17 protein-coding genes are annotated in these 22,656 nt (G+C 43.6%); 7 read left to right on the forward strand and 10 right to left on the reverse strand.

What is annotated here, in order from left to right; all coding sequences use genetic code 11:
- Positions 1-131 precede the first annotated feature (131 nt).
- The 5 genes from serS to lrp all read right to left on the reverse strand — a co-directional run bounded on the left by serS (position 132) and on the right by lrp (position 8,171).
- Entirely contained in the window at positions 132-1,424 is a 1,293-nt protein-coding gene (serS, locus tag PSF16_RS04245; protein ID WP_272688824.1) for a serine--tRNA ligase, read from the reverse strand.
- Positions 1,425-1,529: 105 nt separating this feature from the next.
- Positions 1,530-2,873 carry a replication-associated recombination protein A gene (locus PSF16_RS04250; protein ID WP_006662184.1) on the reverse strand — a complete coding sequence of 448 codons (1,344 nt, stop codon included), beginning with the start codon at positions 2,871-2,873 and terminating at the stop codon, positions 1,530-1,532.
- 24 nt (positions 2,874-2,897) lie between these two features.
- Positions 2,898-3,518 (reverse strand): outer membrane lipoprotein chaperone LolA, encoded by a 621-nt coding sequence (gene lolA, locus PSF16_RS04255; RefSeq protein WP_036974743.1) that lies wholly within the window; start codon positions 3,516-3,518, stop codon positions 2,898-2,900.
- A gap of 86 nt (positions 3,519-3,604) precedes the next feature.
- The gene (locus PSF16_RS04260) at positions 3,605-7,264 is read right to left on the reverse strand and encodes a DNA translocase FtsK 4TM domain-containing protein (RefSeq protein WP_272688825.1); all 3,660 of its coding nucleotides are present in this window, start codon (positions 7,262-7,264) and stop codon (positions 3,605-3,607) included.
- Between the two features lie 412 nt (positions 7,265-7,676).
- Positions 7,677-8,171 carry a leucine-responsive transcriptional regulator Lrp gene (gene lrp, locus PSF16_RS04265; RefSeq protein ID WP_004918089.1) on the reverse strand — a complete coding sequence of 165 codons (495 nt, stop codon included), beginning with the start codon at positions 8,169-8,171 and terminating at the stop codon, positions 7,677-7,679.
- Positions 8,172-8,707: 536 nt separating this feature from the next.
- Between lrp and trxB the strand changes: the two genes are divergently transcribed.
- From trxB to infA, 6 genes are all read left to right on the forward strand, one after another.
- A complete protein-coding gene (trxB, locus tag PSF16_RS04270; protein WP_036960839.1) occupies positions 8,708-9,670 on the forward strand; it encodes a thioredoxin-disulfide reductase in 963 nt (320 codons plus the stop codon).
- Positions 9,671-9,860: 190 nt separating this feature from the next.
- Positions 9,861-11,540 carry a DUF7057 domain-containing protein gene (locus tag PSF16_RS04275; RefSeq protein ID WP_272688826.1) on the forward strand — a complete coding sequence of 560 codons (1,680 nt, stop codon included), beginning with the start codon at positions 9,861-9,863 and terminating at the stop codon, positions 11,538-11,540.
- 319 nt (positions 11,541-11,859) lie between these two features.
- Positions 11,860-13,626, forward strand: a complete 1,767-nt coding sequence (cydD, locus tag PSF16_RS04280) for a heme ABC transporter permease/ATP-binding protein CydD (RefSeq protein WP_036965383.1) — start codon at positions 11,860-11,862, stop codon at positions 13,624-13,626.
- 2 nt (positions 13,627-13,628) lie between these two features.
- Positions 13,629-15,371 carry a heme ABC transporter ATP-binding protein/permease CydC gene (gene cydC / locus PSF16_RS04285; protein WP_006662189.1) on the forward strand — a complete coding sequence of 581 codons (1,743 nt, stop codon included), beginning with the start codon at positions 13,629-13,631 and terminating at the stop codon, positions 15,369-15,371.
- Between the two features lie 8 nt (positions 15,372-15,379).
- Positions 15,380-16,102 (forward strand): leucyl/phenylalanyl-tRNA--protein transferase, encoded by a 723-nt coding sequence (gene aat / locus PSF16_RS04290; RefSeq protein ID WP_006657776.1) that lies wholly within the window; start codon positions 15,380-15,382, stop codon positions 16,100-16,102.
- A gap of 139 nt (positions 16,103-16,241) precedes the next feature.
- Entirely contained in the window at positions 16,242-16,460 is a 219-nt protein-coding gene (gene infA / locus PSF16_RS04295) for a translation initiation factor IF-1 (RefSeq protein ID WP_004244560.1), read from the forward strand.
- Between the two features lie 67 nt (positions 16,461-16,527).
- Here infA and clpA read toward each other — a convergent pair whose 3' ends face one another.
- Both clpA and clpS read right to left on the reverse strand, forming a co-directional pair.
- On the reverse strand, positions 16,528-18,813 hold the full coding sequence (clpA, locus tag PSF16_RS04300) for an ATP-dependent Clp protease ATP-binding subunit ClpA (RefSeq protein ID WP_272688827.1): 2,286 nt from the start codon (positions 18,811-18,813) through the stop codon (positions 16,528-16,530).
- A gap of 31 nt (positions 18,814-18,844) precedes the next feature.
- Positions 18,845-19,165, reverse strand: coding sequence for an ATP-dependent Clp protease adapter ClpS (clpS, locus tag PSF16_RS04305; protein ID WP_006662191.1), 321 nt, complete (start codon positions 19,163-19,165; stop codon positions 18,845-18,847).
- Positions 19,166-19,574: 409 nt separating this feature from the next.
- Between clpS and cspD the strand changes: the two genes are divergently transcribed.
- Entirely contained in the window at positions 19,575-19,805 is a 231-nt protein-coding gene (gene cspD, locus PSF16_RS04310) for a cold shock domain-containing protein CspD (protein ID WP_006657712.1), read from the forward strand.
- A 102-nt stretch (positions 19,806-19,907) separates the two neighbouring features.
- Here the strand turns inward: cspD and PSF16_RS04315 are convergent, their stop codons facing one another.
- The 3 genes from PSF16_RS04315 to PSF16_RS04325 all read right to left on the reverse strand — a co-directional run bounded on the left by PSF16_RS04315 (position 19,908) and on the right by PSF16_RS04325 (position 22,650).
- On the reverse strand, positions 19,908-20,843 hold the full coding sequence (locus PSF16_RS04315) for a DUF1177 domain-containing protein (RefSeq protein WP_006657711.1): 936 nt from the start codon (positions 20,841-20,843) through the stop codon (positions 19,908-19,910).
- 230 nt (positions 20,844-21,073) lie between these two features.
- Positions 21,074-21,820 (reverse strand): IclR family transcriptional regulator, encoded by a 747-nt coding sequence (locus PSF16_RS04320; protein ID WP_006657710.1) that lies wholly within the window; start codon positions 21,818-21,820, stop codon positions 21,074-21,076.
- A complete protein-coding gene (locus tag PSF16_RS04325; RefSeq protein WP_272688828.1) occupies positions 21,817-22,650 on the reverse strand; it encodes a nitrilase-related carbon-nitrogen hydrolase in 834 nt (277 codons plus the stop codon). Before PSF16_RS04325 ends, PSF16_RS04320 begins: the two co-directional genes overlap by 4 nt.
- Between the last annotated feature and the right edge of the window lie 6 nt (positions 22,651-22,656).

The following is a 22,656-nucleotide window of genomic DNA, read 5'->3' on the forward strand; positions in this document are numbered from 1 at the left end:
TGTTGATGGTTTGCAATTTAAAACGACTCAAATCCCCCATTGAGAAACATTTGGGGGATTTTTTATGTGCAAATAAAAAAGGCTGAGCCCAGTTTAAAACTAGACTCAGCCTTTAACGCCTAATATATCAATTAACCGATATATTCTAAGCCATTCATATACGGACGTAATACCTCAGGCACTTCAATACGACCATCCGCTTGCTGGTAATTTTCCAGCACAGCAACCAGAGTACGACCTACCGCTAAACCAGAACCATTCAATGTATGAACCAGTTGGGTTTTCTTATCACTCTTACCACGGAAACGTGCTTGCATACGACGGGCTTGGAAATCCCACATATTTGAGCAAGAAGAGATTTCACGATACGTATTTTGCGCAGGTAACCAGACTTCTAAGTCGTAAGTTTTGCGAGAACCGAAACCAATGTCACCAGTACACAGTAATACTTTACGGTACGGTAAGTTCAATAATTGCAGAACTTTCTCAGCGTGCCCCGTTAACTCTTCCAATGCTGCCATTGATTTTTCTGGATGCACAATTTGCACTAATTCGACTTTATCAAACTGGTGCATACGGATCAGACCGCGCGTATCACGACCATAAGATCCTGCTTCTGAACGGAAGCATGGGGTATGAGCCGTCATTTTCAGAGGAAGTGCGTCTTCATCTAAAATTTCATCACGCACTAAGTTAGTCACAGGCACTTCCGCCGTTGGGATCAACGCATAAGTGCTGCTATCCGCTTCTTCTTCCAATGGTTTAGTGTGGAATAAGTCTTCACCAAATTTAGGTAACTGACCTGTACCATACAGAGTGGCATGGTTGACTAAATAAGGTACATACAGCTCTTGGTAGCCATGTTTTTCTGTGTGCAAGTCCAGCATAAACTGAGCTAATGCACGATGCATACGTGCAATTTGACCTTTCATCACAACAAAACGTGCGCCAGTCAGTTTCACTGCAGCAGGGAAATCTAAACCACCAGCCAGTTCGCCCAAGCTCACATGATCTTTGACTTCAAAATCATATTGGCGCGGTTCACCCCAACGAGAAACTTCCAAGTTTTCTGAATCATCTTTACCATCTGGTACTTCATCATCAGGAATATTCGGGATACTCAATGCAATATCACGGATTTCTTGTTGCAGTTTATCTAACTCTGCTTTAGCAGCATCCAATTTTTCGCCTAATTGGTTCACTTCCAGACGTAATGGCTCAATATCTTCACCACGCGCTTTAGCTGCACCAATAGTTTTCGATCGCGAGTTACGGTCTGCTTGCAGGGTTTCAGTTTCAACTTGTAAAACTTTGCGGCGTTCTTCTAATTCACGCAGCGTTTCCACATCAAGGGTAAAACCCCTGCGAGCCAGTTTTGTAGCAACCGCGTCTAGCTCCGTACGCAGTAAATTTGGATCGAGCATGCTTATCCTGTGATTTTGTTAGTCAATTGTGAGAACGAATATAACGCGCTCCGGCGTTATATTTAAATTATTTTATTGCGTTATAACCTTATCGCATTGACCCGCTTAGCGATAGCGTTTTGTTGCGCTATTTTGATCTTGTTGGGCTAACCAGTCGAGTTTTTCGGCAATTTTGCCTTCTAGCCCACGCGCGGTTGGATAATAGTATTGCGTCGCTTTCATCGGCTCAGGGAAATAGTTTTCACCCGCCGCATACGCGTTAGGCTCATCATGAGCATAACGATACTCTTTGCCAACCCCTAACTCTTTCATTAACTTAGTGGGGGCATTTCTTAAGTGCTCAGGAACATCATAATCTGGCTGCATCTGAGCATCTTTAATCGCGGCTTTATACGCGGTATACACGGCGTTACTTTTCGGGGCACATGCAAGATATACAATGGCTTGAGCAATCGCACGCTCACCTTCTGCAGGCCCTACACGGGTAAAACAATCCCACGCTGAAATAGCGACCTGCATTGCACGAGGATCTGCATTTCCGATATCTTCTGACGCGATTGCTAATAAGCGGCGAGCAACATAGAGTGGGTCACCACCCGCCGTGATAATGCGGGCATACCAATAAAGAGCGGCATCAGGCGCAGAGCCACGAACAGATTTATGAAGTGCTGAAATCAAGTCATAGTAACGGTCGCCTTTATTATCAAAACGAGCCGCTCGTTCGCCACTGACTTCTTTGAGTAACTCCGCCGTTAAAATACGCTGACCTTGATTATCAGCCTCAGCCATATCCGCCATCATTTCTAGCAGATTTAACGAACGTCGCGCATCCCCATTGACTAAGTCAGCAATCATTTTTCTTGTGCTATCGGGGAGAATAATATTTTGCCCGCCTAATCCGCGAACGCTATCCCCGAGAGCTTGAAGTAACACCTCTTCAATTTCGCTACTTTCTAATGATTTTAACAAATAGACTCTCGCACGAGAAAGCAGTGCTGAATTAAGCTCGAATGAAGGGTTTTCCGTTGTCGCGCCAATGAAGGTGATCGTCCCGTCTTCAATGTGGGGTAAAAAAGCATCTTGCTGGCTTTTGTTAAACCGATGAACTTCATCCACAAACAGAATAGTTCTGCGCCCTGCACTAAGATTCTGGCGCGCTTTTTCGATAGACTCACGGATCTCTTTGATCCCCGAAGTCACTGCCGAGATGCGCTCGATATCTGCTTGTGCATAGTGACCAATAACTTCAGCCAATGTGGTTTTACCCGTTCCCGGAGGTCCCCACAAGATCATCGAGTGTAAATGACCTGCCCTAATCGCTCTTGGTAACGGTTTACCTTCGGCAAGTAAATGCTTTTGACCTATATATTGCTCAAGGGTTTCTGGCCGCATACGTGCAGCCAGTGGTTGAAATTCATTTTGTGAAAAATCGAGAGACAAGTTACCCACGAGATCCTCTTTACCCCCTAGAGATTAGTGAGCGCGAGAACGCTGGTCATCCAAAGTGACCCCTTTCGGTACCGTAAATTTAAATTTACTTGGATCAACTGGCCCATTTTTTTGCTGTTTTAGTTGATATGCGCTCGTTTGGCCATCTTGCTCCACCGCAGCAAATTTTTCAATCGTACCTTGTGGGTTAACGGTAATAGAGAAACTTTTTAGCGTGCCATTAGTTTGTTTTGGCTTTAAATCAAACGTATTGCCTTGTTGGACAATAGAATACTGCTTCCAATCCTTCGGATTATTACGCGTTAATAACAGGAATGGCGTATCTTGGGTAGCATCGGCTAAATTTGTCACCGTCACTTGCTCAACAAAAGGGTTATAAAACCACAGATTTTTACCGTCTGATACCAGAACACTTTCATCCGGCGAAGTCATATTCCAGTTAAATAGGTTAGGACGTTCAATCCATAAGTCACCAACACCTTCTTGGATCAAATCACCTTCTGGACTAGTGACTTTTTGTGAGAAGCTTGCTTGGAAGCTATTCACCTTACTCAGGCGGTCTTGAAGGTCTTGACTCGCATCTGCCAATACTTGACCTACGTTTAAACTCAGGGCTAATGCACCTAATAACATCATTTTTTTCATCGAGAAAAGACCTTTAAATTAATACCTCAAGCGGCGTATGTCTTTATACACCCCTTGAATTAAACCAGCAATTAGCACATGAAATATTAATATCCCATTGATGGCGGAGCTAATACCTCTCGGTTACCATTATGTCCAGGTTCACTCACAATTCCTTGATCTTCCATTTGCTCAACAATTCGAGCAGCACGGTTGTAACCGATACGGAATTGACGTTGCACACCAGAGATAGAGACTCTTTGTTTTTCAACAACAAATTCAACTGCTTGATCAAATAATGGGTCAAGATCTTCATCGCCATTATCTGAACTGCCGCCCCCTTCGCTGTCATCGCTGCACGTCGTAATACTGTCGATATATTGCGGTTTGCCACGCGCTTTCCAGTCATTAACGACAGCATGAACTTCTTGGTCACGCACAAATGCGCCATGAACACGTACAGGAATTGATGAGTTAGGTGGCAAGTAAAGCATATCCCCCATACCCAACAATGATTCCGCGCCACCTTGGTCAAGAATAGTTCTAGAGTCGATTTTACTGGATACCGTAAAGGCTATACGGGTTGGAATATTGGCTTTAATTAACCCTGTAATGATGTCAACGGATGGGCGCTGTGTTGCTAATACTAGGTGGATACCCGCAGCTCGCGCTTTTTGCGCTAAGCGAGCAATAAGCTCTTCCACTTTTTTCCCTGCGGTCATCATTAAGTCAGCAAATTCATCAACCATCACCACAATATACGGTTCTTTTTTCAGCATTGGATGTTCTACATCCATGCTGTCACCCGGTTTCCAGAACGGATCAGGAATTGGTCGATTCATCTCTGCCGCAGCTTTGATTTTATCGTTATAGCCAGCAAGGTTACGCACACCCAATGCAGACATGAGTTTATAACGGCGCTCCATCTCGTTAACACACCAACGCAGTGCATTAGCGGCATCCTTCATATCTGTCACGACTTCGGTTAATAAATGTGGGATCCCTTCATAAATAGAGAGTTCTAACATTTTCGGGTCAATCATAATAAAGCGAACATCTTCAGGTTTAGCTTTATATAAAATACTGAGGATCATAGCGTTGACCCCCACAGATTTACCTGACCCTGTGGTACCTGCGACTAATAAATGAGGCATTTTTGCCAAGTCAGCAACAACCGGCTCGCCTTCAATGTCTTTTCCTAGAACTATCGTCAATGGTGATGGATTTTTTCTAAAATCATCACAATCTAAGACTTCACTTAAGTACACCGTTTGACGTTTTTCATTCGGTAATTCGAGACCCACATAAGGTTTGCCCGGAATCACTTCAACGACACGTACTGCTGTCGTCGATAACGAGCGAGCAAGGTCTCTTGATAACGTTGAAATACGAGCGGCTTTCACGCCAGGTGCTAAATCTAACTCAAAACGCGTTATAACAGGACCTGGAGAGAATCCGACAACTTCTGCTTTGACGCGGTAATCATTTAAGCGAGCTTCAATCAGCCTTGCGGTTTGCTCTAATTTGAACATATCCACTGGCTCTTCTTGTTCCGGTGGGCTCGCCAGCAGGTCAAGAGATGGCATTGGCGTCGTCGGTTTTGGTAACGGTTGGTCGTTACGCACTAAGAATGGGTGGAATAAGCTATCCTGCTGTGGCTGCTGTGGCTGCTGTGGCTGCTGTGGCTGCTGTGGCTGCTGTGGCTGCTGTGGCTGCTGTGCTGCAGTTTGAGGCTGCCCCGCCGGATGAGCAACAAATTCATTTCCATTATGCACAGGCGCTATCGGCTGTTCTTGGGTTATCGAATGAGCTTGCACTGGTGGTTCGGTAAATGACGGCATAAACAGCGGCGCTGCTGGCTCATCATCAACTAAATCATCCACCGGCGAGAAACGCTCAAATGCCGATAATGGCGTACTTAAATCAATTTTAGGTTCAAAATCATCCGCATCATTATCCAGCTCATGCTCATCATCGGCATGGGCAGTAAAGCGATGGATATCAGAAGGTGAAGTTTGCTCCGTTGGCACTATTTGTTTTGTAGGTTCAAAAGCTGGCGTAAATGCCGGAGCAGAAGCCCAACGATGTTCAATTTCTGGCTGAGTAAACGTACTCGCAGGCATATAATCCTGCGGAGTTTCTGGCTCTGGTGCAGGAACAGAATCAACCGCAGGCTGGTTAACCTGAAATGCAGTGTCAAACTCCTGCATATCGACTTCAGGCTCACCGTAGCGTTGACGTTGCTGCTCTAAGAATTGAACGCGCAGTAATCTTTCTTGCTCTAGTTCATCGTCAGTTTTTACTTCATTTTCAGGCTCTTCAGCCGCAGACCATTGCTGATAAACCCGCTCACGCTGAGAGGCTTCCTCTTGACGACGCTGAAGCTCCGCATCGCGCTGAGACGGAATACGAATGCCATACAGTTCACGGCGAGTCGGCAAGCGAACCGGATTTGGACGAGGTAATTCTGGCTCCAGATTCTTTTTCACTTGCGCGTGGCGTTCCATCGCTGCAATCGAAATACCCGCAGCGGCTAGCGCGGCAGGATTGGCGACACGGCTAGTTACCGATGATTCACTCACGTCAGGGCTTCCCATATCAATGGTGGGCTCTACAGGCGCAAACTGTGATGATGTAAATGTTGGAGCTGCCGGCTTGGACTCAAAAACAGGTTCTGGAACAAAAGCGGGCTCAGGTGTAAATGTCGGTTCTTGAGGTATAACAGGTGCAGGAGAAAATGCCTGCGTTGGTGCCACTTGAGGCTGATAATCATCAGGCACTTCAAAATGGTAAGTTTGCTGCTCTTTAGTCGCTGAAGGCTCTTCTGTCGCGGAAAATGTCGGTAAAACTGTATTTTCCGTTGGTTGAGCAGTAAAAGTAGGCTGCTCTGCCAAAGAAGCGCTTGGCTGGACTGGCTCAATAACAGTTTGCGCTTCAGAAGCTAACAGAGGATCAGCCATAACCTGTGGTTCAACCGCAGGCTGTACGTCCTCAGAAATGAGCTCAGAGACTGTTGGCGCGGAAAACAGTACATCATCCGCATCAAATTGTTGGTTTTCATCATTTGCTTGATGCTCAGCAATTTGAGCACGCTGTAGCGCCTCTTCGGTTTCTTCAACCTCATAATCGTGGTCATCTAGATCATCACCACGCGCTCGATTTGTCAGTAATGTAATTGGAAGTAGTATCCCTGCCCCAATTTTTTCCGCGATCGTAAGCCAAGACCATCCAGTGAAAAGAGTAAAACTGATAGCCCAGAGGAATAACAGCGCCAAGGTTGCACCCAATGAATTAAACCACGGCATAATTGCAGTACTGAATACACTGCCAATGACCCCGCCAGAAGCGAAGTTTGGTAAATCATCAAAATTGAGGGCAGCTAAACCACAGGATGACAAGATCAGCGCTAACCCGCCAATCAAGCGTAAAGAAAGTGAGAAAAAGTCAATATAACGACGCTGACTTTCATAATGATAAATTGCCCAACACCCGAGCAACAATAACGGAGGAATCGCAAATGCAAGAATACCAAATGCAGAAAATAGGATATCCGCACTCCATGAGCCAATGCTTCCCCCTAAATTTTTGACGGGAGCATCCCAGTTAGTTTGTGACCAACTTGGGTCTGAAGGGTTAAAGCTCCATAATGCGACCATAAGAAAAATCGCGCAGAGGCAGATGACCAACAAAATCACCTCTAATAGCCGTCTGCCGCTACTCAGCTTTTTAAATTTGATGTACTTATCTTCGGTATATTCTTGGCTCATTATTGTTTCTTTACTGACTGATGTTCTTGCTTAATACGTGATTATTCTATGATTATTCTAACACTAATCCCCTAAACGTGCCTGCTTTAAGGAGATTAAGACAAATTATCACACCATAGAGACCATAAGATTCAGTATTTCATCTTACGAATGAGGTTTCAAACTCTATTTAAGGTCAAAATTCTTAATTGTTTATAGCTTTAAAATCAATAAATTGAAATGAAAATTTCTGACTAAATTTGAGGTCTCTTGAGTACAGCAGACAAGATCGTGTTTAAAAAAGAATCATTAAGGGGACAGAGAGAAAAGTGAGTGTTCCTAAAACGGAACAACGCTGAGTAAACTCAGCGTTGAAACAGCAGTGCGACAACAATGCAGATTGCTGTGCAGGAATGATGAATACAAAGTACGATTAGCGAGTTTTAATCACTAAACGGTTGCTTTGTTTCACTTCTTCCATAACTACGTAGGTACGAGTATCGTTTACACCCGGAAGGCGTAATAAGGTTTCACCTAGCAGTTTACGATATGCGGACATATCTGGCACACGCGTTTTCAACAGATAGTCAAAGTCACCAGAAACAAGGTGACATTCTTGAATTTCTTCAAGTTTTTGAACTGCTGTGTTGAATTGTTCAAAGACATCAGGAGCCCCACGGTTTAACGTAATTTCAACGAAAACCAGCAGTGATGCATCTAAATAGTGTGGGTTTAACAGCGCGGTATAGCCAGAAATGAACCCTTGTCTTTCAAGACGACGAACACGCTCTAAACATGGTGTTGGAGATAAACCAACGCGCTTAGATAGTTCAACGTTAGAGATACGCCCGTCTTTTTGCAATTCGTTCAGTATATTCCTGTCAATCCGGTCAAGGTCTTTGCCAGGACGCTTTTTATTGTCAATCATCTCTTATCTCTCTTTCTCTAATTGTTATTTTCATATCTTATAAAACGGCCCCATCTATACGTCAGTCTTCCTAAGCGGACTAGCGGGCGTGGAACCTATTCTATTCGTCATAACTGAAGTTCTCGTAAACCGAATAATTGTTTACAATCGTCGCGACATTGCCTGAATGTGTGACGTAAAGTTAATTTTCCAGTAAGAACAAAAATGCGCCATTTCCATTGACCTGCTAGATAATTAACTCTTAGATAGATGTTTTCGCAAATGCGCAGCCGATTGTCAAAGTAAATGAATAAAAATCAGTACAAGATTTCGGTTTTTTTTTCAGTAAAACGTTTCGCAGACCTAATTCAAGATAATTCCTAAAATTACCATTTCGTGATTAAAGCACTTTCCCTTCTATTTTTTAACTCTTAATTGGTACTACCTATCAGAAAAATTTGTTCTGTCCATATGAATGAACAGTTAAATCACTTTTGTTACCCCCCTATTTCTCCTACAATCGTGTTTATGCTTTTTCGAGACTAAAAGAGGAATTCATGAGCACAACCACACATCGCAAGTTAATCATTTTAGGTTCAGGTCCTGCCGGTTATACCGCAGCCGTTTACGCAGCTCGCGCAAATTTACACCCTGCACTGATTACTGGGGTGGAAAAAGGCGGTCAATTAACCACAACTACCGAAGTTGAAAACTGGCCGGGTGATCCTGAAGGCTTAACAGGTCCAGGACTCATGGAGCGCATGCATGCCCATGCAGAAAAATTCGAAACGGAAATCATCAACGACCACATTACAAAAGTAGACTTCCAACAGCGTCCTTTCCGTTTGTTCGGTGGTGAGACTGAATACACCTGTGATGCATTAATCATCGCAACGGGTGCATCGGCTCGTTATATTGGCTTACCATCTGAAGAAGCATTTAAAGGTCGCGGTGTTTCCGCTTGTGCAACCTGCGATGGTTTCTTCTATCGTAACCAAAAAGTCGCCGTAGTTGGCGGTGGTAATACTGCGGTTGAAGAAGCGCTCTATCTTTCTAATATTGCGTCTGAAGTGCATTTAATTCACCGTCGTGACAGCTTCAGAGCAGAAAAAATCCTAGTCAACCGACTGATGGATAAAGTCGAAAATGGTAATATCGTTCTGCACACTGACAATACTCTAGATGAAGTTCTGGGTGATGACATGGGCGTGACTGGCGTTCGCTTACGTTGCACCAAAACAGATAAAACAGAGGATATCGAGGTAATGGGTGCCTTTATTGCTATTGGTCATAGCCCAAACACCGCGATTTTCGATGGTCAGTTAGCCTTAAATAATGGGTATATAAAAGTGCAGTCCGGTACTAACGGTAACGCGACCCAAACGTCTGTTGAAGGGATCTTTGCCGCGGGCGATGTCATGGACCACATCTATCGTCAAGCCATTACATCTGCGGGAACTGGTTGCATGGCAGCATTAGATGCAGAGCGCTATCTTGATGGATTAGCCGATAAGAAATAATTTTCTAACCCAGCCTTAATTTAAGCCTCATTCTGTCCGTTCATCGAAACGAAATAGAATGGGGCTTTTTATTTATCCATTTCACAAAAATAAGCATCGCACCGCTAAGTGAATTAGGAGCAAGTTTATGTTGTTCTTTTGGCTCCCTATCTATACTCAGCTTCATCATCTTATTCACTAAGGAATTGACATGGAGCCACAAACGCAAAAAGAATCAGTGAGTAAATTGGCATATCTGATTGTTATTTTGTTATCGGTTATTCAAGGGATTATCATCACTGGTACGCTAGATTACTCCATTCGTACCAATGTTGAATTAGATCCTATATGGATCTATTTGCCTATGGTATTCGCCATTTTTGTGCCTTCTGTGATCAGTTTTCTTATTACAAATGCCAAACAACCTGCTTTTTATCTGAATATCATCCTGACCATCATTCTTATCGGTTGGATTAATACTTGGCAGAACTTAGAAACAGGGTCTTCATCCAGTAGTGAACCCTTCCTCGCGGTGAGCACGCTAACCGTCCTGATTTTCTTTTTGCTACCATGGATGCAAAATCGCCAAGCCACGGGTAGATGGAAAGCTCATTACAGCTGCTTAGTCGGGCACTATTTCCGCAATACGCTATTTGGCTTTTTTGCCTGTGCTATTGGTGGCTTATTAGCGTTTATTGTTAAACAAGCCAGTTTCTTATTCGGCATTGTTAATCTGACGACACTCAGTCATTTCCTTAACAATGATTACATCCTTTGGGTCGCTTTTTTACTTGGCTTCAATATCAGCGTGCTGTTTTTGCGCTCTAAATTAGTGATGCAGCTGAACAATATCGCCAAGTATTTTTCACAATTTTTCCTACCTTTACTCAGTTTAATCGCCGTAATTTTCTTAGCCGGATTGACGGTTTCCATATTAACTGGTGTGCATTACACAGCTTCAGAGCTAGGTTCTGGCACCATGCTCTGCTTTGTGATTTTAAATATTATCTTTATTAATGCCCTTTATGGTGATGGCACAACCCAATTCCAATTTAAATCGATTATCAATGGCTTTGTACTGATCAGCATCGTCTTATTAAATGCATTTTCTGCACTTTCTCTGTACGGTATTTTCGTTCGTGTTAGCCAATATAGCTGGAGTGTAAGTAGGCTATATGCATTTACTATTGCACTATTCTTAGCCCTGATTATTTTAGCTTACAGTATCGCAATCATTATAAAACGACACCGCTGGGCATTCGCCCTCGGTGGGATAAATAAGGTCGCCATTCTTGGTTTAATCGCCACTATCTTAATCATTAATAGTCCTATTGGTGACTTCCAACGTATCGCAGTCAATAGCATTATGGCGGCCGTTGAGAAAGGCAAAATTAAAGTTAACTACGATTTGTCTTATAACTTAGAGAAGTTAGGTGTGCGGGGAAAAGAGGCGTTAGCAAAATTGGAGCAAGATCCTGATACGAAAGCACAGCTCAAAGTTGGCGCTTACTCTGATGTCCCTAAACCGCTTAAAGAGGTTCTTATCATTGCCAAAGGCAGTCAACCATTGCCACAAAACTGGTTTGATATGGAAGACGGTATCCGTGACGCATGGAATTGCACCAATTATTACAGCAATTATGAATGCCTTGGATTTATGACCGATGCAAATAACGATGGAACTGACGACGTGGTGATGTGCTACTCCATACCCGAGTCCCTTGATTATGAATGTACTATTTGGCAGTCCGTGGATAACACATGGAAATTAGTCGATACGCAAAGAGAGGTATTCGACGATATGCCATCCAAAAAAACAGCATGGGATAAGCTACTTAACAACCAGTTTATATTGAAACCAAAAACCTGGTTGCAAATTGTTCCTGAATAACTGACTGACTTCCTCTCGCGATTTCAATCTAAAATGTAGGTGGCTTAACAATTATAAATTATGCCACCTTATTTTTTGGTCATAATAACGGTAACATCCTCTGCTCGCTCGAATTTAATTATATGACAATCAATATAATTTACCTTTATAAAACATATTGATAACAAAAATTGTTCTATTCAAATATCTAACTTTTATTATGTAACATCTCCAATGGAAGCTGTTATGATAGGTAAAAATTCGGTTAGATTTGATGACAAAGTCAACTATCTTAACTGCACTCAATAACATGAAAACTACACCTGCTAACTAAATCATTATGGATAAATCAAGACAGACTGAATTGGTGCGTTGGTTAAAACAACACAGCGCTCCTGCCAAGCGTTGGCTCCGAATTTCTATGCTCTTAGGCATAGTCAGTGGTTTATTAATTATTGCGCAAGCTTGGTTAATCGCAGTGATTTTACAAGCCTTGCTGATGGACCATATTCCTCGAGAGCAACTGCTCACCGACTTTACTTTATTGATTAGTGTCTTTATTTTACGAGGCATTGTTCACTATCTGCGCGAACGAGCGGGTTACCATTGTGGGCAAGTCGTTAGGCAGCAAGTCCGTAGTATGGTGTTAGATAAACTACAAGAACTAGGTCCCGTGTGGGTAAAAGGCAAACCTGCTGGCAGCTGGGCAACCATCATTCTTGAGCAAATTGAAGATATGCAAGATTACTACTCTCGCTATCTTCCTCAAATGTATCTCGCCACCATCATCCCAATCATGATCCTGATTGCCATCTTCCCATTTAACTGGGCTGCGGCATTAATTTTATTTGCTACTGCACCATTAATTCCTATTTTCATGGCATTAGTTGGGCTAGGCGCTGCAGATGCTAACCGTCGAAACTTCTTAGCATTGAGCCGTTTGAGTGGTAGCTTCCTTGACCGATTACGAGGATTGGATACTCTTCGTCTATTTTTCCGTGGCAAAGCGGAAGTGACTCAAATTCGTGAATCCACCGAAGATTTTCGCTCTCGGACGATGGAAGTGCTCCGCATGGCGTTTTTATCGTCAGGTGTCTTAGAGTTTTTTGCCTCTATTTCTATTGCCGTCGTTGCCGTTTACTTTGGTTTTTCCTACCTCGGGGAATTGAGCTTCGGTAGCTATGGTCTGCCCGTTACCCTATTTGCGGGTTTCCTTGCTTTAATTTTATCCCCTGAGTTCTTCCAGCCTCTGCGCGATTTAGGGACTTACTACCACGCTAAAGCTCAAGCTGTGGGCGCCGCTGAATCACTTGTAACCCTACTCGAAAGCCAAGCTGATGAAAAATCACCTCAAGGCAACAAGGTCATTGATAATCAACCGATTCGCATTGAAGCCAAACAGCTGGAAATTCTCTCCCACGATGGCGCTATCCTTGCGGGTCCTCTTGATTTTACAGTTGAGCCACAACAACGCATCGCATTAGTTGGGCAAAGTGGTGCGGGTAAAAGCTCCTTATTAAACTTATTACTCGGTTTCCTTCCTTACCGTGGCTCTATCACCATTAATGGTCATGAACTCAATCAGCTATGCTCTGATGAATGGAGAGCGTTGGTCGGCTGGGTAGGACAAAACCCACATTTGCCAGAACAGACGTTGAAAGAAAACATTTGTTTGGGTAAACCTGATGCAACAGAGGCGGAAATTCAATCTGCGATTGAAAAAGCGTATGTTGCAGAATTTCTGCCAAACTTACCTGATGGATTAAACACGCGTTTAGGTGATTTTGCTGCGCGCCTTTCTGTTGGTCAGGCCCAGCGTGTGGCCGTCGCTCGCGTGCTATTAAAGCCGTCACGTTTATTGCTATTAGATGAACCCGCTGCGAGCTTAGATGCCCATAGCGAGCAGCGTGTCATGGAAACATTAAACCAACTCTCCGAGCAGCAAACGACGCTCTTAGTGACCCATTTACTCGAAGAAACGATGGATTACGACCAAATTTGGGTAATGGCAAATGGACAAATTATTCAACGTGGTAATTACCAACAACTGAGCCAGTCTGAAGGTGCCTTTGCCCAGTTGCTTGCTCACCGCCAAGAGGAGCTTTAAAAATGAAAGTATTACTGCCCTTCTTAGCCCTCTATCGCCGCCATTGGTTTTTGATTTCATTAGGGATCATTCTGGCAATTGTCACTCTACTTGCAAGTATTGGGCTGCTTACCCTATCAGGATGGTTCTTAGCGGGTGCTGCTATCGTGGGTGCTCCGGGGATCTATTTCTTTAACTATATGTTGCCAGCCGCAGGTGTCCGTGGTGCTGCCATTTTTCGTACCGCAGGACGCTATGCCGAGCGCTTAGTTAGCCACGATGCCACTTTTAAGGTCTTAGCCCATCTACGCGTTTTCGCTTTCAGTAAAGTGCTACCGCTGTCTCCTGGTGGGATCAGCCGTTTCCGCCAAGGGGATTTATTAAATCGATTGGTTGCCGATGTGGAGACTTTAGACCATCTTTACTTACGAGTTCTGTCTCCAATAGTTAGCGCCTTCTTTGTGACATTTGTGCTAATCATCGGTCTGAGCTTCCTTGACCCTCGCCTTGCATGGACTCTAGGCGGCGTAATGTTGTTTTTACTGTTCACGATGCCGATTGTTTTTTATCGTGCGGGTAAACCTATTGGGCACGAACTCACCGAACTCCGTGGTAATTACCGCACCGTTTTAACTTCTGCATTACAAGGACAAGCTGAATTAGCCTTGTTTGGTGCCACTCAACGTTTTCGCCAAAACTTATCTAACATCGAAAATTCATGGCAAGCGCGTCAACAGCAACAAGCTGCACTCACGGGGCTATCTCAAGCAATTATTCTCTGTGCATCAGGACTGACAGCAACCTTGCTATTATGGATGGCTGCTGAGCATGTGGGGGGAAATACACAACCGGGTGCGTTGATTGCTTTATTCGTTTTCTGTGCATTGGCTGCATTTGAAGCCTTAGGTCCTGTGGCTGTGGCATTCCAACACATGGGACAAGTCATCGCGTCAGCGACTCGAGTGTCCCAATTAATGCATGCGAAGCCAGAAGTGAGCTTTGTTAATCAAAGTCACGAGCTGAAGTCTCTTGAAAGTTTAATGATTGATAATGTGACCTTTACGTATCCAGAGCAACCTTTCGCGGTTATCAAAAAAGTCTCATTATTCGTCAAGCAAGGTCAACATATTGCGTTATTAGGAAAAACCGGCTGTGGAAAATCGACCCTACTTCAATTACTCACTCGTGCTTGGGATGTCGACAGTGGCGTGATTACGATTAACGGTCAGCCAATTCAAGAATACAGTGAAGAAGCGCTGCGTGGAGCAATGTCTGTTGTGCCTCAGCGTGTCCATGTGTTCAGTGATACCTTACGCAACAACTTACTGCTGGCGAATGAACAAGCCTCTGACGAACAACTTTGTGATGTTTTAACCCAAGTCGGCTTAGATAACTTATTGGATACCCAATTAAAATTAAATGCTTGGATGGGTGAAGGTGGTCGTCAATTATCAGGAGGAGAGCAGCGCCGCTTAGGTATCGCTCGTGCACTTTTACATGATGCGCCACTGGTATTAATGGATGAGCCTACCGAAGGGCTAGATGCCCATACTGAGCAACAAATTCTCAGTTTACTCAAACAAAAATGTGCAGATAAAACCCTGATAGTTATCACCCATCGTCTGCAAGGTTTAGAGCAAATGGATACTATCTGTGTGATGGATAATGGCGAAATCATTGAACAAGGCTCCCACCAGCAACTGTTAGCTGAGCAAGGTCGCTATTATCAATTCCATCAGCGTCATTTGGTTCAGCAAACTCGCTGAGGTGTACCATGTACCAGTTAGATGACGACTCTTATCTGTTCCCTCCCGTGTCTGAAGCGATGCGGGAACCTAATGGATTATTAGCGATTGGCGGAGATTTATCATCCCGCCGATTACAATCTGCGTATTATGATGGTATTTTTCCCTGGTTTAACCCTGGAGAAGTACCATTATGGTGGTCTCCTGATCCTCGAGCTGTTTTGATGGTGGGTGATCTGCATATCAGCCGCTCCATGATCAAAACATTAAAAAAATCCCCTTATCGCATTACCATAAATCATGCATTTAAAAATGTGATTGAAGCTTGTGCAGTACGTCAAGAAGGGACTTGGATCCTGCCTTCCGTACAGGCTGGCTATCTCGCTTTACATCAAGAGGGTTTAGCGCACTCGATTGAGGCATGGCATGGCGAGAAATTGGTTGGAGGCTTATACGGCGTGAACATGGGACACCTGTTTTGTGGGGAATCCATGTTCAGTAAAATGAATGATGCATCCAAATGTGCTTTTATTACATTCTATTTTCATTTTTTGCGCTATAATGGGCAACTTTTTGATTGTCAGGTACTTAACCACCACACCGCCTCACTGGGTGCAACGGAGATCTCCCGCAGGGATTTCCTTCATATTCTTTACCGGTGGCGTGATCTGCGAATTGACCCAGCATGCTGGTTACCACAGTCAATTGATTTACCACAATCATTTGAAAAATCACCACTTTTTAAGAAATAAAAAGTGACAATACAGTAATTTTATCCCCAACTGTGCGAAAGAAAGATCGCTTTAAAATGCGACACTTCTTTACTTAGTGTGGGTTTTTGGGCATTATCTTGCCCGTAAAAAATCACGGTTATTAGACTTAGAGGATTAGATGGCCAAAGAAGATAATATTGAAATGCAGGGAACGGTTTTGGATACCCTGCCAAATACAATGTTCCGCGTTGAACTGGAAAATGGTCACGTCGTGACTGCACACATCTCTGGTAAAATGCGTAAAAACTACATCCGCATTCTGACAGGCGACAAGGTAACTGTAGAGTTAACTCCTTATGACCTGAGCAAAGGTCGTATCATTTTCCGTAGCCGCTGATTTTCGATTTTCAGGCAAGGCCTGACAAGACCACAGGTGCCCAAGACACCTGTGGTACTAGCTATTGTCAGATTACAGCATCCTCTGGAGAGGCCTTGTGTACGCTACTGAAGCTGTATGTCAGTGTGTGACTATTTTCATCAAGTCCGATACTCACCGAGCCACCATTCGTTAACGAACCAAATAACAGTTCATTCGCTAATGGTTTCTTCAGGTTATCCTGAATGACACGCGCCATAGGTCGGGCACCCATTGTTTTGTCATACCCTTTTTCACATAACCAACGGCGAGCTGCTTGGCTAACCTCAATCGAAACGCCCTTCTCATCCAGCTGAGCTTGCAGCTCGACAATGAACTTATCAACCACCTGTGTGATGATATCCATCGACAGTGAATTAAACCAAATGATGCCATCAAGACGGTTACGGAACTCCGGTGAAAATGTCTTTTTGATTTCTGACATTGCATCCGTACTATTGTCTTGCTCTGCAAAGCCAATCGAACGACGCTGAGTTTCTTGTACTCCTGCGTTTGTTGTCATCACAACAATCACATTGCGGAAATCCGCTTTACGACCGTTATTATCAGTTAACGTACCGTGATCCATCACTTGCAGAAGGATATTGAACACATCGGGGTGCGCTTTTTCAATTTCATCCAATAACACCACGGAATGTGGGTGCTTGATAACCGCATCGGTTAACAAACCGCCTTGGTCAAAGCCCACATACCCTGGAGGCGCACCAATCAACCGACTAACCGTATGGCGTTCCATATATTCGGACATATCAAAGCGCAATAGTTTCACATCCAATGCTTTCGCTAATTGGACCGTCACCTCGGTTTTACCCACCCCTGTTGGTCCTGCAAATAAGAAGGAGCCTACGGGTTTATGCTCTAGCCCTAAACCAGCGCGATTCATCTTAATCGCTTCAGAAAGCGCTTCAATCGCATTGTCTTGCCCGAAAACTAACATTTTCAAGCGAGAGTCTAAGGTTCTTAAGCGGTCTTTGTCGCTGGATGAAACCGTTTTTTCTGGAATACGCGCAATACGTGCCACCACGGTTTCAATTTCAGGTACACCAATCGTTTTCTTCCGCTTACTTGGAGCAACTAAACGAGTTCTTGCACCTGCTTCATCAATGACATCAATTGCTTTATCTGGCAGATGGCGGTCAGTAATGTATTTCACAGACAAGTCCACCGCTGCTTGAATCGCTTTTGCGGTGTAACGAACATCATGATGGGACTCATATTTTGGCTTCAAGCCATTAATAATACGCACCGTCTCTTCAGGGGACGGCTCCACAATATCAATTTTTTGGAAACGGCGAGCTAATGCCCTATCTTTCTCAAAAATATTACTGAACTCTTGATATGTGGTGGAACCAATCACTCGAATACGCCCACTCGATAAAAGTGGCTTAATCAAGTTTGCGGCATCGACTTGCCCACCCGATGCGGCTCCCGCCCCAATAATGGTGTGAATTTCATCGATAAACAGGATGCTTTTCGGATCTTTTTCCAGCATTTTTAGCAACGCTTTGAAACGTTTCTCAAAGTCGCCACGATATTTTGTTCCTGCTAGCAACGAACCAATGTCCAAGGAATAAATAGTGCAATCCTTCATCACTTCAGGGACATCGTTTTGTTCAATGCGCCATGCTAAGCCTTCTGCAATCGCTGTTTTACCCACGCCGGATTCCCCAACTAATAATGGGTTATTCTTACGGCGACGGCATAGTACTTGAATAGTACGCTCTAATTCAGCTTGACGTCCCACCAGCGGGTCAATATTCCCTTTCTTAGCCTGCTGGTTAAGATTCGTGGTGAAGTTGTCCATATGGTCTTCTGAGACTGGCTGCTCTTCGCTTGACGGAGCATTGTTAGAAGCATCCTCTTCTGAGGAGGATGAATCCTCACCTTTGATGGTTCCGTGAGAAATGTAATTAACCACATCAAGGCGGCTAACATCATGCTTATGTAATAGATAGGCGGCTTGTGATTCTTGTTCACTAAAAATCGCCACCAGCACATTAGCGCCAGTCACTTCATTACGCCCTGATGATTGAACATGAAAAACAGCACGTTGCAGCACGCGCTGGAAACTCAATGTCGGCTGAGTATCTCGTGTATCATTTTCAGGTAATAACGGTGTAGTTTGGGCAATAAAATGTTCAAGCTCTTGTCTAAGGGCAACCAAATCAACCTTACAAGCCTCTAATGCTTCACGCGCAGAGATATTACTCAACAACGCCAGCAATAGGTGCTCCACAGTCATAAATTCATGGCGATTGTCTTTCGCTCTGGTAAAAGCGACATTTAGACTAAGCTCCAGTTCTTGATTGAGCATAAGCACCTCCCAAAATTGATATTAAGACTCTTCAGACTTTCTCTATAGTACACAATAAAGGATATTCATGTTCCCTTGCAAAAGCATTGACTTGAGCGGCTTTCGTTTCTGCAACTTCAGCAGTATAAACACCGCAAACACCTTTACCTTGAAAATGCACATCTAACATTATCTGTGTAGCGCGTTCTTCATCAAAAGAAAAGTATTTTTGTAACACTTCAACAACAAAATCCATCGGCGTGTAATCATCATTATTTAACAAAACCTTATACATTGATGGTGGTTGCAGCGCCTTTTCAACTTCATCTTTAAAAATTGTGTCAGTTTTAAATGTGCCCAGAAAATCACTCATTACTTTCTTGCTCAGTCGTGTTGCTCAGTGTGGAAATTCAATTTAAGCATAGCCTTTATTATCAATGATATCTATCCGTTAAATAGCACTTCAATAAAGCTAGGTCATTAAAAATATTTTGTCTTCATTTTGATACTAAATACTCAATTTACGTCAGTGTACCATGGGCTGATAGCAGACTTGTAGATCCTAAATTTTGTGATCCATATCAAATAATTTAAAAATTCGCGAAAAACGCTCATCGGATTATTTTCAGTTTACTCAAAAAGCCAAAATCCGACTCTTGACCAAATATCCCTATCCAATACAGTATGAAATGCGAGCGATAAACCTCGTATTTATACCTAGTTTGCATGTGTATTTTATGCATGTATATAAACAGTAAGTAGCAAACTGAAAGGACAGAAATATGAATACAGGTACGGTGAAGTGGTTCAATAATGCGAAAGGTTTTGGTTTTATCTGCCCAACAGATGGCGGAGATGATGTATTTGCACATTACTCCACAATCCAAATGGACGGTTACCGAACACTGAAAGCGGGCCAGAAGGTTAACTATAGTGTTGGTGCTGGTCCTAAAGGCTCTCATGCTGACGTCATTATCCCAATTACTGAAAGCGGTGAAGAGAAAGCAGAATAAATTAGGGTAATAGAGCACAGTTAATTATTTTTAAGGGGTAAATAATTAACTGTGGCTATTTAAATTAAAACAGTTCCAAATTAAGAAAGCATGCAATAAATATTATTGTTCTTCCGTGGCTTGTAGATGACGCATATCTCCATACAGTTCAGTTAATAACTGATATTGCTCTTCGTCATAAAAAGCGCACTTGCCTTCACCGAATTCTTTTGCCACTTCAATCATAAATTTTACGGTCGTTGCAATATCCACTTCATGACTCGCCCCCGTTGAACAACCCGGTACAACAGTTTCCGTACAAATTGCAACACCAACAACAGGTACTGTCGTCGAAACCGCTGGCTGCATGATACTGTTTAAATGATGAAGCCCATTACCATAAGGAGTGATATCTTGGATTGCTAGTGGGAAAGTGACCGCATTCTGTCCACTACTCCACTCCATTAAACGCAGCAAATCCTCAGAAACAGGCAGGATATATCCTGATTTAACCGTAGGTGATAGTGCGTACCCTTTATGGTTAATCAGGCGATTTCCTTTAGTCGTATCCACCGATAAAATCGCATCTGCTTCAGGAATGCTTTCGTGGAGATTCATCGTCACATCTTCCAACGGGGAATCCATAAAATCGACTGGAGTATGTGGACGAGTAGGTGCATTTGGGCAGATATGCGTGGTAATGATCACATCGCCTAATAACGTGTCACCTCGCTGCTGCATTTGCGCCAGTTTTAATCCTGTTGTGATGGCGGCGATTGCACCATCAGCATCAGAGACAACGCCAATGCGTGAAGGTCTTGCACCGAGTCCACCTAAACGCCCAATAATGCCGAGGGTTGGCGCATTTTTACCTTGAGACTTACCTTGTTGACCGGGGATCGTAATTCTGACGAAATCACTTTGACCTTTTTGATCGACGACAGTCGTTGAAATGACTTGAACCTCGGGGAAATCTTGAAACAACTGAACGACATCATGCCCACTTACATTCGCACAATCGAGTAGCTCATAAACGCACAAAGTTTGCTTTAGAGTCATTGTACTTCCTTTAATTCTAATTATTTTTTTCGAGTTTTAGAGCGAACGAGCACCAAAAGGGCACCCGTTCGCTCTGAATACCCCTTAACTAAAGACAAAGGGTATATTTCCTGATGAAGGCGTATTCACGCACTTTGAATGGTATTTAATTATTATTTACTGCGACTACTCATTACTGCTTACTGAACTTTTACGACTATTTTTACTGCTTTATATCACAAGGCTTTTGACTACTTGGCACTACGCTCTAGCCAATAAGGATCGCCTACCATGCAACCTAGATAAGACGCCTTACGGCAAAGGTCTTGAGACAGCTGTGTCATTATCTCATCGGTCATTTGCGACTCTGGAAGACTTAAACACAACGCATACAATGTATTTTGTGAAGGGTCGTACACCGTACTGGATACGGAAGCGACACCTGCAACTGACTCATTGACTGAAAACTCCCAACCGCGTTGTGTGATCGCGTCAATACGCTCTTTTAAACGGGACCGCGTGTCTTCAGGTTCTAAATTAATTAAGTTTGTCCGTTCATTGACGGGTAATCGTGCTAATAACGCACGTCCAGTTGAGGTTCCGCCAATCGGTAAACGAGTTCCTGGCTGCGTAATGACTTGCAGCATACTGTTACCAAATCGTGCATGTACGACACGCACTTTATCTTCGTCTAATGCGGAAACATAACTGGTAAACCCAGTATCTTTCGTCAAACTGTCTAATACTTCCAACGCCATATCGATTAAATGGTTCATGCCTCGAGCCCGATGGGCAATTTCCATAATCAATAACCCAGGACGATAAATCGGTGCGTTATTTTTCTTTTCGAGCAACCCCAGTTCTGCCATCTGCTTTAACAGACGTGAAGCAGAACTTTTAGGCATGGACAACTCATTTACCAATGTAGTCACCGTGAGCTCATCACCTGAACGTAAAAACAGGCGAAACACATCGACAACACTTGTTAAAATACTCATACCTGCATTTCCTGCGCCAGTAAGCCATAATTTAGAGGCTTTCTGTCTCTTAAATAAGGCACATTTAATCGCGTATGTGCTTGAAGGCGAAAATCAATTTCACCGACTAATAGCGCTTCACTTTCACAAGATGCCTCGCATAGCACTTGCCCTCGTGGACCGACAATTTTACTACCACCAAACAGGTGTAAATCTTCTTCATGTCCCCAGCGATTAACCGCCAGAAGATGAGTCCCATTTTCTAATGCACGACATGCCGTATTGATATCCCACATATCTCGGTCTTGAATACACCACGCTGAAGGCGCAATCAATAACTCCGCACCTTGTAACGTGAGGATCCGAGCGACTTCAGGGAATCCCATGTCATAACAAATCATCACACCTATCTTACCGATGGGTGTCTCAAACACGGGGAAGCTATCCCCGCTTTTGAACCATTGTTTTTCAATACCAAACGCATGAACTTTACGAAATACACCACTGATATTTTCACAGCCTGGATTCCATACACCCACCGAGTTGTAAACTTCTCCAAGACGCTCACCACGCTCAGCAAACCCTGACACAATCGTGATACCTAAGCGGGAAGCCAACTGGCTAAATAGGCAGTCAGTTTCACTGCCTTCAAAATCGCTTACATCCCATAATTTTGTGGATAATAGATCGCCCCGATAACCCGTTGTCGCCAACTCTGGGAAACAGATTAATTTAGCGCCTTGAGATGCCGCCTGCTCGCACAGTTGCGCCATACGCTGCAAATTACCTGTTTTATTTCCGAGCTCAGAATTAAATTGAGCCAAAGCCACTTTTACTCGGTTATCGGTCATCTATCT

The sequence above is a fragment of the Providencia sp. PROV033 genome, assembly GCF_028484855.1.
Taxonomy (GTDB): Bacteria; Pseudomonadota; Gammaproteobacteria; order Enterobacterales; family Enterobacteriaceae; genus Providencia; species Providencia alcalifaciens.

Coding starts and splice junctions, on each gene's coding strand:
- PSF16_RS04260 (WP_272688825.1), bottom strand. CDS start 7,264: ATGAGCCAAGAATATACCGAAGATAAGTACATCAAATTTAAAAAGCTG.
- clpS (WP_006662191.1), bottom strand. CDS start 19,165: ATGAGTGATTTTCTGGGCACATTTAAAACTGACACAATTTTTAAAGAT.
- cydC (WP_006662189.1), top strand. CDS start 13,629: ATGAAAGTATTACTGCCCTTCTTAGCCCTCTATCGCCGCCATTGGTTT.
- PSF16_RS04315 (WP_006657711.1), bottom strand. CDS start 20,843: ATGACTCTAAAGCAAACTTTGTGCGTTTATGAGCTACTCGATTGTGCG.
- clpA (WP_272688827.1), bottom strand. CDS start 18,813: ATGCTCAATCAAGAACTGGAGCTTAGTCTAAATGTCGCTTTTACCAGA.
- trxB (WP_036960839.1), top strand. CDS start 8,708: ATGAGCACAACCACACATCGCAAGTTAATCATTTTAGGTTCAGGTCCT.
- PSF16_RS04275 (WP_272688826.1), top strand. CDS start 9,861: ATGGAGCCACAAACGCAAAAAGAATCAGTGAGTAAATTGGCATATCTG.
- infA (WP_004244560.1), top strand. CDS start 16,242: ATGGCCAAAGAAGATAATATTGAAATGCAGGGAACGGTTTTGGATACC.
- cspD (WP_006657712.1), top strand. CDS start 19,575: ATGAATACAGGTACGGTGAAGTGGTTCAATAATGCGAAAGGTTTTGGT.
- lrp (WP_004918089.1), bottom strand. CDS start 8,171: ATGATTGACAATAAAAAGCGTCCTGGCAAAGACCTTGACCGGATTGAC.
- PSF16_RS04325 (WP_272688828.1), bottom strand. CDS start 22,650: ATGACCGATAACCGAGTAAAAGTGGCTTTGGCTCAATTTAATTCTGAG.
- cydD (WP_036965383.1), top strand. CDS start 11,860: ATGGATAAATCAAGACAGACTGAATTGGTGCGTTGGTTAAAACAACAC.
- serS (WP_272688824.1), bottom strand. CDS start 1,424: ATGCTCGATCCAAATTTACTGCGTACGGAGCTAGACGCGGTTGCTACA.
- aat (WP_006657776.1), top strand. CDS start 15,380: ATGTACCAGTTAGATGACGACTCTTATCTGTTCCCTCCCGTGTCTGAA.
- PSF16_RS04320 (WP_006657710.1), bottom strand. CDS start 21,820: ATGAGTATTTTAACAAGTGTTGTCGATGTGTTTCGCCTGTTTTTACGT.
- lolA (WP_036974743.1), bottom strand. CDS start 3,518: ATGAAAAAAATGATGTTATTAGGTGCATTAGCCCTGAGTTTAAACGTA.